Raw genomic sequence first — 12,656 nt, 5'->3', positions numbered from 1 at the left:
CCCTCAGCTGGCCGTCAGCCGCTTTTCCATGAAGACCGACAGCGGGTCCTCGGCATAGTTGCCGAACGGCGCGCGGCGGTCGTAGCCCAGCCGCTCGTAGAGCTTGAGCGCCTCCGGCTGGTGCACGCCGGTCTCCAGGCGCGCCAGTTCGATGCCTTGCGCCCTGAGGTGGGACTCGAGTTCCTCCATCAGCATCTTGGAGATCCCGCGTCCCCGGAAATGTGGCTGGACGAACACCCGCTTGATCTCGCCGTACGGGACCTCGGCGTCGTCGACGACCTTGACCGCGGCGCAGCCGGCCAGCCATTCCGCGAGCCACACGCCAATGAAGCGCACCCGCGGCTGCGCCAGCGCGTGCGGATCCTCGAGGTGGTTGCTCTCGCTGGGGTAGAGGGCCGCCATGTACGCGTCCGACTGCGCCAGCAGGGACAACGCGGCGGGGCTGTGGGGGTCGAGAGGTTCGATCTGCATGCCCCGAAGGTAGCAACCGATGTGCCCAACCGGGCCGGATCCGCGAAAGACCCTGAAAAGTTCTGCAAGCCAATGTTCGCTTGCAGGTCTGTCATAAGCGTGAAGCAAGCCGATAGGCCGGATTCTGTGCGCGGATCCTCTTGCGATTCCCCGCGTGACCGCCATTCCTCTGGGCCGGGCATCGCTGCCCGGCTCGGTGCCACCTACCCGCCAGCTCTGCGAGCCGCATCGACGCTGGCCTACTTGGTGTTGCTGCGCGTAGAGATTGCCCGTTTCACCCGATGCGGACTTGCGTCCGCCTCGACTCGTCTCTGTTGCTCTGATCCTCGGCTTTCGCCGGGCAGCCGTTAACTGCTACGCCGCTCTATGCAGTCCGGACCTTCCTCCAGTGCCGTGTTTCCACGATCGCACCAGCGGCGGTCTGGCTTGCTTCACGGGAGCGAGTTTACCTCGGGGGCGACGGGGTCCGGACCGGCTCAGGCCTTGCCGGCGAGCACGGCCTCGATGGTCTTCTGCACCGCCAGCGCCTCGGCGAAACCGGGCAGGCTGTGCGAGTGGCCGTCCAGCATCGCCGACCAGTGGCTGAGCTGATCGGTCATGCCGTTCATGCGCAGGGTCTCCGCGTCGCCCATGCTCTGGACGCGTTCGCCCTGACGCTGCTGCGTCACGCCGAACCAGTCGCGCAACTCGATCTCGCCTTCGCTGGCGCGCCACAGCATGCGGTTGTCGTCGGCGCGGTCGCCGCCGATGCTCGCGCTGATCGTCACCGGCACGCCGGCGGCGACCAGTTCGGCCTCCAGCGCCTGTTCCGAGCCGATGCCGTCGTCCGGGTAGTCGACGCGGCTGCGCACGACCTGCGCCGGCCCCAGCACGCGTTGCAGCACGAAGACGAAGTGCGACAGCACCTCGCGGGAGAAGCCCCCCTCGACGCGCTGCGACAGCCACGCGCCGGCGCCCGCCTGCCAGGGCCGCGGCCAGGCGGAGAAACGCAGTTCGATGTCGACGCCGTGGAGCGCGCCCATCGGACGCCGCGATCCCGCGCCGAACGCCAGCTGCAGCTGCGCCAGGCCGGTCGACGACGCCAGCGAGTAGTTCACCGCCGCCCGCAGGCGCTCGCGCTCGATGCGGTCGATGCAGGCGCGCGCGGCCTCGAAGTCGGTGGTCAGGGGCTTCTCGCACAGCACCACGAGGCCGGCGTCGAAGGCCTGCTCCGTCAGCGCGATGTGCGGTCCCGGCGGCGTCGCGATGTAGAGCCCGTGCAGACCGGGTTCCTGGATCAGCGCCTCGGCGCTGGTCGCCGCCCGCAGCAGCGGGTAGTGGGCCAGCGCCTGCGCCAGCACCGCGGGGTTCTCGTCCCAGACGCGGGTCACCCGCAGACGGGCGTGCCCGGCCAGACGCGCCAGCATCCGCTGACCCATCACACCCAGTCCGATCACCCCAATGCTCAATACGCCTGGCACCACGTTCCGCCCGAAGTTCCGCAAAAGTCCCGCAGTGTAGGGGTCCCGCTACACTGGCGACCGCCGTCCGGCTTGGCCGGGCGGCCCGCGCACGCTTCACCCGCAAGCGGCGTTCCCGGCCGGCATGACGGCCGGTCCCGCCGCCTGGCGGCGTTATCGTCGGCGGCTTCCCCGTCCGCACGCTCGCAACGCACCCACGCATGAACCCCGAAGCCAGCCAACTGTGGCGCGCCCCGCGCTGGGCCCTCGCCATCCTGCTGGCCGCGCTGGCCACGGTGGGACCGTTCTCGATCGACACCTACATCCCGGCCTTCGCCGGCATCGCCCAGGCGCTGGACGCGACGCCGATCGAGATGCAGCAGACGCTGTCGGGCTACCTGCTCGGCTTCGCGGTGATGAACCTGTTCCACGGGGCGCTGTCGGACAGCTTCGGCCGCCGCCCGGTCGTGCTGTGGGGCATGGCCGTCTTCGCGCTGTCCTCGATGGGTTGCGCGCTGGCCGGCAGCATCGGCCAGCTGGTGTTCTGGCGCACGGTGCAGGGGCTGTCGGCGGGGGCGGGCGTCGTGGTCTCGCGCGCCATCATCCGCGACATGTTCCCGCCGTCGGAGGCGCAGCGGGTGATGTCGCAGGTGACGATCTTCTTCGGCCTGGCGCCGGCGATCGCGCCCATGATCGGCGGCTTCCTCTACGTGCATGCCGACTGGCACGCCATCTTCTGGTTCCTGGTCTTCATCGGCGCGCTGCTGTTCGGCGTCACCTGGCGCCTGATGCCCGAGACCCTGCATCGCGACCACCGCCAGCCCTTCCACGTCGGCTCGCTGATGCGGGGCTACCGCTCGCTCGTCGGCAGCCGGCGTTTCCTGCTGCTGGCGCTGGCCAGCGGCATCCCGTTCAACGGCATGTTCCTGTACGTGCTGGCCGCGCCGGTCTTCCTGGGCGAACACCTGGGCCTGGCGCCGACGCAGTTCTTCATCTTCTTCCTGTTCAGCATCGGCGGGATCATGGGCGGCGCCTGGCTCAGCGGCCGGCTCGCCGGCCGGATCGCGCCGCGCAAGCAGATCCGGCGCGGCTTCCTGATCATGGGCTTCACGTCCATCGCCAACGTCGTCTGCAACCTGACGCTGCCGCACAGCGCCTTCTGGGCCTTCCCGCTGATCAGCAGCTTCGCCTTCGGCTGGGCGCTGATGGTGCCGGTGGTGACGCTGCTGGTGCTGGACCAGGCGCCCGAGCGCCGCGGCATGGCGTCCTCGCTGCAGGCCTGCATCGGCAGCGCGGCCAACGGCCTGGTCGCGGGCGTGCTGGTGCCGCTGGTCATGCATTCGATGCTGGCGCTGGCGGTGACCTCCGCCGCCATGATGTGCATCGGCCTGGTCGCCTGGACCTGGGTCAAGCGCGAGGTGTCCGCGTCCTCGGCGCCCGTGGCGTGACATAGGCCCCCCCGGGGCCGCCCGAGCCGTCGACCACGCGAGCCCGGCCCTCAAGATGGGCGGCCAGGCTCCGAAATAGGAGGGTGATCCTTCTGTCGTCCCCGGAGCCTCCTGTCATGTCCGACCGTCCCGCAACCGGTGCCCTGCTGCCGGCGGCCCTCTGCCTGTTCCTGCTGCTGCCCGGCGCGCCACGTGCGGCCGAATCGGCCGCGCCCGCGCCCGCACCCGCACCGAAAGGGGAGGCTTCCGGCGAGCAGCTGCGCGATCGCCTGGCGGACCGTCTGAAAGAGGACGCCGCGGCGCTCAAGCTCAGCACCAAGCCGGCGGGCACGCCAGGCGCGGCGGCGGATATCAAGACCAGCAACCCGGTCGACCTGCGCGCCCGCCGTGCGGCCAAGCCCGCGGCGGCGGCCTCCGCGGCGAAGTCGTCGACGCCGTGGTCCTACACCGGCGAGGGCGCCCCCGACAAATGGGGCCAGTTGCAACCCGAGTTCCGCCAATGCGCGATCGGCACCCGCCAGAGCCCGATCGACCTGCGCGACACGATCAAGGTTGACCAGGAACGCCTCCAGTTCGACTACAAGCCCAGCAGCTTCTCGGTGGTCGACAACGGCCACACGATCCAGGTGAACGTGGCGCCCGGCAATGCCCTGACGATCATGGGTCGCCGGTACGAGCTGCAGCAATTCCACTTCCACCGTCCGAGCGAAGAGCGCATCAACGGCCGCCAGTACGACATGGTGGCCCACCTGGTCCACAAGGATGCCGACGGCCGCCAGGCCACGGTGGCGGTGCTGCTGGAGCGCGGCCAGGACCAGACGCTGATCCAGACCGTCTGGAACTACCTGCCGCTCGAACGCGGCGACACCTATGCGGCGCCCGTTCCGATCGACCTCACCCAGCTGCTGCCCCGGGACCCGGCCTACTTCTCGTACATGGGATCGATGACCACGCCCCCCTGCACCGAAGGCGTGCTGTGGCTGGTGCTGCGCCAGCCGGTGCAGGTCTCGTCGCAGCAGATCTCGGTGTTCTCGCATCTGTACCCGATGAACGCCCGCCCGCTGCAGGCGCAGTCGGGCCGCCTGATCAAGGAATCGAACTGAACCCGCGAGGGCCCCGCGCCCTCCGGACCCTGACTGCTTGAGCCGCGGAAGTCCTGTTTCCGCTGGGGGCCGAGGCCGTGACCGCCGTCACGCCTCGGCCTTCTTCTTGGTGGAAACCCTTGGTTTCAGGTAGCGCTACCTGCACAATTTCGGCCTCCTCCCCCCCCAGGACTCCGCCGTGTTGAAGACCATCAAGTCGCGCCTGATCGCGATCAGCATCCTCATCGTGGTGGCGGCCGTCGCGCTCGCCACCTTCGCCAGCTACTGGGCCGTGCGCGATCACGCGCGCCGCCAGGTGCAGGCGCAACTGACCGATCTGGCCACGGCCAACGCCGCGGGCGTCGCCGCCTGGGTGAAGACGCAGAAGGACGTGGTCGCCGCGATGGCGCCGGCCGCGCAGCTCGAGGATCCGCGCGCCGTGCTGACGCAGGCGCTGCAGTCGGGCCGGCTGGACCTGGCCTACGTGGGCGGCGCGGACAAGCGGATGATCTCCATCCCGGACCGCCAGCGCCCGGCGGAGTACGACCCGACCGGTCGCGGCTGGTACAAGCTGGCGTCCGGCACGGACCAGCCGGTGATCACCGCGCCCTACGTGGCGGCGTCGAGCAGGAAGCTGGTCGTGACCTTCGCCAGCGCGGTGCGCGCGGGCGGCGAGCTCAAGGCCGTGGTCGGCACCGACGTGGCGCTGGACGACATCGTCGCGACCATGAAGTCGATCAAGCCGACCGCGAGCGGCTTCGCGATGCTGCTGGACAAGCAGGGTACCGTGATCGCCCACCCGGACGCGGCGCTGACGCTCAAGCCGGTGAAGGACCTGTCCGCCGCGCTCGACGGCGCGTTGCTGGCGACCGCGCACGGCGACGAGCCGACGCTGGCCGAGGTCGGCGCCGGCCGCTTCTTCCTGAAGGCCGTGGACGTGCCGGGCACCGACTGGGTGCTGGTGGCCGCCGCCGAGCGCAACGAGGCCCTGGCCGCGCTGACCGACGTGCTGCGCAACGCGGGCCTGACGATGCTGGTGGTGACGGTCGTGGCGGCGCTGGTCGCCGCGGCCGCCGTGGGCGCGCTGCTGAAGGGCCTGGCCGGCATCAAGCGGGCGATGAACGACATCGGCGCCGGCGAGGGCGACCTCAGCCAGCGCCTGCAGGTGCGCGGCGAGGATGAACTCGCGGACATCTCGCGCGGCTTCAACCAGTTCGTGCACAAGATCGAGCAGGTGATGCTGCAGGTGCGCGAGACCAGCCAGTCGATCGCGGTCGCGTCGCGCCAGATCGCCGCCGGCAACCATGACCTGAGCCAGCGCACCGAGGAGACGGCCAGCAACCTGCAGGAGACGGCCAGCTCGATGGAAGAGCTCAACAGCACCGTGGCCAACAGCGCCGCGAATGCCGATCAGGCGCGGCAGCTGGCCGACACCGCCAGCCGCGTCGCGCGGCAGGGCGGCGAGGCGATGGGGCAGGTGGTCGCGACGATGCAGGAGATCAGCACGAGCTCGCGGCAGATCGGCGACATCATCGGCACGATCGACGGCATCGCGTTCCAGACCAACATCCTGGCGCTGAACGCGGCGGTGGAGGCGGCTCGCGCGGGTGAGCAGGGCCGCGGTTTCGCGGTCGTGGCGAGCGAGGTGCGGGCGCTGGCGCAGCGGTCGGCCGGCGCGGCCAAGGAGATCAAGTCGCTGATCACGGCCAGCGTCGAGCGCGTCGACACCGGCGCGCGCCAGGTCTCGAGCGCCGGCGAGACCATGGACGAGGTGGTCGGCAGTGTGCAGCGCGTGGCGCAGATGATCGGGGAGATCAGCCACACCGCGCAGGAACAGAGCCATGGCATCGGCCAGGTGAACGTGGCGGTGGCGCAGCTGGATCAGGTGACGCAGCAGAACGCGTCGTTGGTCGAGGAATCGGCGGCCGCCGCGGAGAGCCTCAAGGACCAGGCGCAGAAGCTCGCCGACGTGGTCGGCACCTTCCGCCTCAGCGGTTCGGTGTCGACCTCCTCGACGACGTTCTGATCCCAGGTCTCGATCGGCTGACGGGCTGAGGCCGCTGGCCCTCACCCCCACCCTCTCCCGCAAGCGGGCGAGGGAGTCCGACCGGCTCCCTTCTTCCCCCTCTCCCGCTTGCGGGAGAGGGCAGGGGTGTGGGCCAGCGGCCTGTGCAGTACGGGGATGCCGGGCGCGACGCTCAGCGCGCCGGATCGACCGCGTGGAAGCGCAGGAACATGTCGGTCGCCGAATCGGCCACCTGCCGCTGCTGCGTCGTGTCCAAGGGCGGCTGCCCCATCGTGATCTGCGGCCAGAACGCGAAGCCCTTGACCAGCGCCTGCAACTGCGCCGCCGCAAAGCCCGGATCGCCTTCCCTGAGCCGCCCGTCCGCCATCGCCGCGCGGATCCACACGGTCAGCGCCTCCTCGCGGCCGCCGAGCCGGCACAGCATCTCGCGCGCCCGTTGCGGCGCGTGGATCGCCTCGGCGATCAGCACCCGCGCCAGGTCCAGGAACTGCGGGTCGTCGCTCATCGCGAGCTTCTGCTCGACCAGCGTCAGCAGCTGCTCGCGCAACGGCCGGTCGGCCCGATAGGTCAGCTTCAGCTTCGCCTCGGTCGCGACCCAGAGCCGCTCCAGGATCGCGTCGAACAGCGCGTCCTTGCCGCTGAAGTGGTTGTAGACGGTGCGCTTGGACACCTGCGCCCGACCGGCGATGCGATCCATGTTGGCGACCTCGAACCCATGCTCGCGGAACTCCGCGATGGCTGCGTCGACGATCGCCTGCCGCTTGCGGTCGGTGAGGCGGTCGGTGAGCCGCACGCGCTCCACGTCGCCGCACCCGGCGAGGTCTTCGGGCATCGGCGCGGACGGGGGAAGGACGGCGTCGGAAGTCATGGCAGCAATCTTACACCGGGGAGTTTACTTTTTAGATCCCAGCGTCTAGACTGCCGAAAAACTACACTGTGTAGTGCAAGTTTCAGATGAGCCCCCATCCTCCCCGCCGATCCGTCGCCCGCTCACTGCTGCCGCTCTCGCTCACCGCGCTGAGCGGCGTCGCCGCCGTCCTGATTGTTGGAGCCCTTGCCATGACCGCTTCCCGCGTGATGTCCTCGCCCACCGTGGTGCCCGCCAACGGGTCCTCCGCTCCCGCGCCGGAGGGCACCCAGCCCGCCCTCGAGCAGTCGCCCCAATGGGCGAAGGGCCAGTTCCACAACCCGGCCGTGGAGCCCGAGCAGGGCTTCTGGAAGACGATGGGCATCATGTGGGACTTCATGTTCCACAAGCCCGCCGGCACCGCGCCGGACACCCCCATCGAGGTGAGGGCGCTGACCAAGGATCAGCTGCTGGCCGCGCCGGACCGGACGCTGTTCCGGCTCGGCCACTCGACGGTGCTGCTGAAGCTGCGCGGCCGTTTCTGGCTGACGGATCCGGTCTTCTCGGAGCGCGCGTCGCCGTTCTCCTTCATGGGTCCGAAGCGTTTCCATGCGCCGCCGATCGCCCTCGACGAGCTGCCGGAGATCGAGGCCGTGATCCTGTCGCACGACCACTACGACCACCTCGACCACGACACCGTGCTGGCGCTGGCGCCGAAGGTGCGCCATTTCGTGACGCCGCTGGGCGTGGGGCAGCGCCTGATCGACTGGGGCGTCCCCGCGGCGAAGGTGCAGCAGTTCGACTGGTGGCAGGGCACGTCGATCGCCGGTGTGCAGCTGACCGCGACGCCGGCGCAGCATTTCTCCGGCCGCAGCTTGAGCGACCGCAACTCGACGCTGTGGGCCTCGTGGGTGCTGATCGACGACGACCTGCGCGTGTTCTTCAGCGGCGACACCGGCTACTTCGACGGCTTCAAGGCGATCGGCGACCGCTTCGGTCCCTTCGACCTGACCTTGATGGAGACCGGCGCCTACGACCCGCGTTGGCCCTATGTCCACATGCAGCCGGAGCAGACCATGCAGGCGCACGTCGACCTGAAGGGCAAGCGCTTGCTGCCCATCCACAACGGCACCTTCGACCTGGCGATGCACCGCTGGCAGGACCCGTTCGAGCGCATCAGCGCGCTGGCGCGGCTGCGCAACGTGGAGCTGGTGACGCCGGTGATCGGCGCGCCGCTGGCGATCGAGCAGCCGGGGCAGACGCCGCAGTGGTGGCAGGGCGCCGCCACCGGCGCCGCGACCACCGAGCCGATCGGTGGGCCGGCGGCTTCCGCCGCCAGCCGCTGAGCGACGCGCGCCTCGCGAAATCCGCTCTTCCTCCCCCAAAAGCCCGGCCTCGCCGGGCTTTTTGCATTGCCCCCCACTTTTCCACCACCGTCACCGGGTTTCACGCCGATTCAAGCGGGTCGACGCCCCGACGGGCGCCTGCCTCAGGGTGTCGAGGTCGCCGCGGCTGTCCCGGTTTCGGGTGGGTACGACTGCCGGTTTGAGTTGATCCATCACTTGCACAGCAGTTCTTAAGTCCTTCATTCTGAACAACTTTTATTTCACGCACTGGCTTGATAATGGGAGCTAAGTAATTGATTTGATTGGGAAAAACGCCAAATTTCCTTGACCGGGGCCCGGCCGACCATTAAAGTGGGAGAAAGTGCAATTCGGTGGGGCAAAGTGGCGAATGTCGTGTTTCAGGGGGCGAGTGCCTTGGCGTTGGACGCCAAGGGGCGCTTGACCGTCCCTGCACGGCACCGCGAGGTCCTGCAGGCGCTGTGCGGCGGCCAGCTCACGCTGACCAAGCACCCCGAAGGTTGCCTGATGGTCTTCCCCCGTCCCGCCTGGGAACAGTTTCGCGACAAGGTCGCTGCGCTGCCCATGTCCGCCGCCGGCTGGAAGCGTGTCTTCCTCGGCAACGCGCAGGACGTCGAGATCGACGCCGCCGCCCGCGTGCTGATCTCGCCCGAGCTGCGCACCGCCGCCGGCCTGCAGAAGGACACGATGCTGCTCGGCATGGGCAGCCACTTCGAACTCTGGGACGCCCAGGCCTACGCCGCCCACGAGGCCGCCGTGATGCAGTCCGAGATGCCGGCCGTGCTCCAGGACTTCAGCTTCTGACCGTCATGAGCGAGCAGTCTCCTTCCTCCGCCGCGCCCGCCTTCAGCCACACGACCGTGCTGCTGCACGAGACGGTCGACGGTGCGTTCACGACCCCCGACGGCATCTACGTCGACGGCACCTTCGGACGCGGCGGCCATTCGCGCCTGCTGCTGTCGCGGCTGGGGGAGAAGGGGCGGTTGATTGCCATCGACCGCGACCCGGAGGCGGTCGCGGCCGCGACGTCCGGACAGACGCGGGTCGACGACCCGCGTTTCCACATCTGCCACAGCGCATTCGCCGACATGGCCGCGCAACTGGACGCGCTGGGCGTGGCCCAGGTCGACGGCATCCTGCTGGACCTGGGCGTGTCCAGTCCGCAGATCGACAACCCGGAGCGGGGTTTCAGCTTCCGCTTCGACGGCCCCCTCGACATGCGCATGGACACGACGCGGGGCGAAAGCGCCGCGGACTTCATCGCCCGCGCGGAGGTGGACCAACTTGCACAGGTGATCCGCGACTATGGCGAAGAACGGTTTGCTCTCCCGATTGCAAAGGCGCTTGTGGCTCGCCGGGAAGGCGGGCGCCCTGTCCGCACAACCGCCGAGCTTTCCCAAGTCGTGGCTGGTGCAGTCAAAACCCGCGAGCCGGGCAAGGACCCTTCGACGCGCACATTTCAGGCTCTACGGATATTCGTCAACGCCGAGCTTGAAGAGCTGCAGCAGGGGCTGAGCGCCGCGCTCTCCAAGCTCAAGCCGGGCGGCCGCCTGGCGGTGATCAGCTTCCACTCGCTGGAAGACCGCATCGTCAAGAACTTCATCGCCGAGCACAGCAAGGAAGTGTTCGACCGCCGCGCCCCGTTCGCCGAGCCCAAGCCGCAACCCTTGCGCGCCATCGCGCGCATCAAGCCGAGCGAGGCCGAGGTCGCCGCCAATCCGCGCGCGCGTTCGTCCATCCTGCGCGTGGCCGAGCGCACCGACGCGCCGCTGCCGCCGCCGGTCGCCGCAGACACCGGCAAGCGCAAGAAGGGCGGGCGTCGATGATCGGCCGTCTGAACCTGCTGCTGATCGCCGCGGTCCTGGTGTCCGGCTTCTACATGGTGCGCAGCGCCTACGAGTCGCGCCGCCTGTTCACCGAACTCGATCGCGCGCAGACCGAGGGGCGCCGGCTCGATGCCGACTACCAGAAACTCCTGGCCGACCGCCAGGCGCAGGCGACCAACCTGCGCGTCGAGCAGGTCGCGCGCGAGCGCTTGAAGATGCGTCCGATCTCGCCGGCGATCACCTTCAATCCGGACGCGCCGGCGATCGAGGCCAGCGGCGTGCGCGGTCGCGCGCCGGCCGCCGTGCAGGGGGCGGCCCGATGATCGGCAAGCTCCGCAAGAAGCTGGGGAACGGCGCCCGCAATGCCTCGCGCAATGCGGCCCGAAGCACCTCGCGCAACGGCGTCACCCGCGGCGTCAGCTATTCGAGCAGCCCGCTGCTGGCCTCGAAGACGCCGCCGTGGCGCTCGCGTTTCCTGGTCGCGCTGGTGGGCCTGGCGTTCACCGGCCTGCTGGCGCGCGCGGCCTACATCCAGCTGATCGGCGAGGACTTCTTCCAGCGCCAGGGCGAGGCCCGCTACGCCCACAAGATGGAGCTGCCCGCCAGCCGCGGCAAGATCAGCGACCGCGGCGGCCAGGTGCTGGCCGCCAGCGTCGCCGTGCCATCGATCTGGGCCTTCCCGAAGGAAGTCGACACCGATCCCGAGAAGCGCCGCCAGCTCGCGAAGCTGCTCGACATGTCGCGCGCGGAGCTCGACAAGCGCCTCGACCCGGCCAACCGTTTCGTGTTCCTGCGCCGCCAGGCCGACGACGAGACCGCCCGCAAGATCAAGGAACTCGGCCTGAAGGGCGTGTTCCAGGACCGCGAGTACAAGCGCCAGTACCCCGAGGGCGAGGCCGCCGCGCACATCGTCGGCTTCACCAACCTCGAGGAGCAGGGCCAGGAAGGCATCGAGCTCGCGTTCCAGAAGGACCTGCAGGGCCGCGACGGCTCGCGCTCGGTCGTGCGCGACCGGCTGGGCCGCGTCGTCGAGGACATCGGCGAGCGCATCCCCGAGACCAACGGCAAGGACATCGAGCTGTCGATCGACGCGAAGGTCCAGTTCTTCGCCTACCAGCGCGTGCGCGACGCGGTGGCGGAGAACAACGCCAAGGCGGGCTCGGTGGTCGTGCTGGATGCCCGCACGGGCGAGGTGCTGGCGCTGGCCAACTATCCGAGCTACGACCCGGGCCACCGCCAGAACCTGTCCGGCGAGCAGCTGCGCAACCGGGCGCTGACCGACGTCTTCGAGCCGGGCTCGACGATGAAGCCCTTCACGACCGCGCTGGCGCTGGAGACCGGCCGCGTGCGTCCCGACACGCTGCTGAGCACGGGCCCGCGCAGCGTGGTGATCTCCGGCTGGTCGCCGACCGACGCGCACCCGCACGGCGACCTGACCGTGACGCAGGTGATCCAGAAGTCCAGCAACATCGGCGCCGCGCGGATGGCGCTGATGATGCAGCCGCGCGAGATGCACGAGATGTTCACCGCGATCGGCCTGGGCCAGCGCCCGCAGATCGACTTCCCCGGCGCGGTGACCGGCAAGCTGCGCCCGTGGAAGAGCTGGCGCCCGATCGAGCAGGCGACGATGAGCTACGGCTACGGCCTGTCCGCGTCGCTGCTGCAGCTGGCGCGCGCCTACACGGTCTTCGCGCGCGACGGCGACATCATCCCGATCACGATGACCAAGCACCCGGCCGACCAGCCGGTGAACGGCATCAAGGTCTTCAGCCCCAAGGTCGCCGCGGACATCCGCGGCATGCTGCAGATGGCGGCCGGCCCGGGCGGCACGGCGCCGCAGGCGATGGTTCCCGGCTACAGCGTCGGCGGCAAGTCCGGCACGGCGCACAAGCAGGAAGGCAAGGGCTACGCGAGCCACAAATACCGTTCGTGGTTCGTGGGCATCGCGCCGATTTCCAAGCCGCGCATCATCGTCGCGGTGATGGTCGACGAGCCGAAGAACGGCCAGTACTTCGGCGGCGCGGTCGCGGGTCCGGTCTTCAGCCAGGTGGTGGCGCAGACGCTCAGATTGCTGGGCGAGGCGCCGGACCTCGACGTGAAGCCGCAGATCGTGGCGCAGCAACGGCTGCAAGCCGTCGACGAGAGTTTCTGAG

The 12,656-nt window shown here is 69.4% G+C and carries 11 protein-coding genes and 1 other RNA gene; 8 read left to right on the top strand and 4 right to left on the bottom strand.

What is annotated here, in order from left to right:
- Nucleotides 1-3: 3 nt before the first annotated feature.
- The 3 genes from AC07O8_RS14485 to AC07O8_RS14475 all read right to left on the bottom strand — a co-directional run bounded on the left by AC07O8_RS14485 (nt 4) and on the right by AC07O8_RS14475 (nt 1,907).
- Complete coding sequence (locus tag AC07O8_RS14485; RefSeq protein WP_495048699.1) at nt 4-471, bottom strand: GNAT family N-acetyltransferase; 468 nt, start codon at nt 469-471, stop codon at nt 4-6.
- Nucleotides 472-568: 97 nt separating this feature from the next.
- Nucleotides 569-904, bottom strand: an RNA gene (gene rnpB / locus AC07O8_RS14480) — RNase P RNA component class A.
- A gap of 43 nt (nt 905-947) precedes the next feature.
- Entirely contained in the window at nt 948-1,907 is a 960-nt protein-coding gene (locus AC07O8_RS14475) for a Gfo/Idh/MocA family protein (RefSeq protein ID WP_495048698.1), read from the bottom strand.
- Between the two features lie 224 nt (nt 1,908-2,131).
- Between AC07O8_RS14475 and AC07O8_RS14470 the strand changes: the two genes are divergently transcribed.
- The 3 genes from AC07O8_RS14470 (at nt 2,132) to AC07O8_RS14460 (ending at nt 6,466) form a co-directional block, all read left to right on the top strand.
- A complete protein-coding gene (locus tag AC07O8_RS14470) occupies nt 2,132-3,358 on the top strand; it encodes a multidrug effflux MFS transporter (protein WP_495048697.1) in 1,227 nt (408 codons plus the stop codon).
- Between the two features lie 116 nt (nt 3,359-3,474).
- Complete coding sequence (locus AC07O8_RS14465) at nt 3,475-4,461, top strand: carbonic anhydrase (protein WP_495048696.1); 987 nt, start codon at nt 3,475-3,477, stop codon at nt 4,459-4,461.
- Between the two features lie 178 nt (nt 4,462-4,639).
- Nucleotides 4,640-6,466: a methyl-accepting chemotaxis protein gene (locus tag AC07O8_RS14460; RefSeq protein ID WP_495048695.1), complete on the top strand. Its 1,827-nt coding sequence runs from the start codon at nt 4,640-4,642 to the stop codon at nt 6,464-6,466.
- Between the two features lie 172 nt (nt 6,467-6,638).
- On the opposite strand, the gene AC07O8_RS14455 is transcribed toward AC07O8_RS14460, so the two are convergent.
- Nucleotides 6,639-7,298 carry a TetR/AcrR family transcriptional regulator gene (locus tag AC07O8_RS14455; RefSeq protein ID WP_495049096.1) on the bottom strand — a complete coding sequence of 220 codons (660 nt, stop codon included), beginning with the start codon at nt 7,296-7,298 and terminating at the stop codon, nt 6,639-6,641.
- A gap of 245 nt (nt 7,299-7,543) precedes the next feature.
- On the opposite strand from AC07O8_RS14455, the gene AC07O8_RS14450 reads away from it, so the two are divergent.
- The 5 genes from AC07O8_RS14450 (at nt 7,544) to AC07O8_RS14430 (ending at nt 12,655) form a co-directional block, all read left to right on the top strand.
- Nucleotides 7,544-8,659 carry an MBL fold metallo-hydrolase gene (locus AC07O8_RS14450; protein WP_495049095.1) on the top strand — a complete coding sequence of 372 codons (1,116 nt, stop codon included), beginning with the start codon at nt 7,544-7,546 and terminating at the stop codon, nt 8,657-8,659.
- A gap of 393 nt (nt 8,660-9,052) precedes the next feature.
- The gene (gene mraZ, locus AC07O8_RS14445; RefSeq protein ID WP_297530284.1) at nt 9,053-9,481 is read left to right on the top strand and encodes a division/cell wall cluster transcriptional repressor MraZ; all 429 of its coding nucleotides are present in this window, start codon (nt 9,053-9,055) and stop codon (nt 9,479-9,481) included.
- 5 nt (nt 9,482-9,486) lie between these two features.
- On the top strand, nt 9,487-10,503 hold the full coding sequence (rsmH, locus tag AC07O8_RS14440) for a 16S rRNA (cytosine(1402)-N(4))-methyltransferase RsmH (RefSeq protein ID WP_495048694.1): 1,017 nt from the start codon (nt 9,487-9,489) through the stop codon (nt 10,501-10,503).
- On the top strand, nt 10,500-10,826 hold the full coding sequence (ftsL, locus tag AC07O8_RS14435) for a cell division protein FtsL (protein ID WP_495048693.1): 327 nt from the start codon (nt 10,500-10,502) through the stop codon (nt 10,824-10,826). The genes rsmH and ftsL overlap by 4 nt, the downstream gene beginning before the upstream one ends.
- Nucleotides 10,823-12,655, top strand: coding sequence for a peptidoglycan D,D-transpeptidase FtsI family protein (locus AC07O8_RS14430; protein ID WP_495048692.1), 1,833 nt, complete (start codon nt 10,823-10,825; stop codon nt 12,653-12,655). The genes ftsL and AC07O8_RS14430 overlap by 4 nt, the downstream gene beginning before the upstream one ends.
- Nucleotide 12,656 lies beyond the last annotated feature (1 nt).

This window comes from Roseateles sp. GW821-FHT09G09 (genome assembly GCF_059415965.1).
This window is presented reverse-complemented; position numbering and strand designations above follow the sequence as displayed.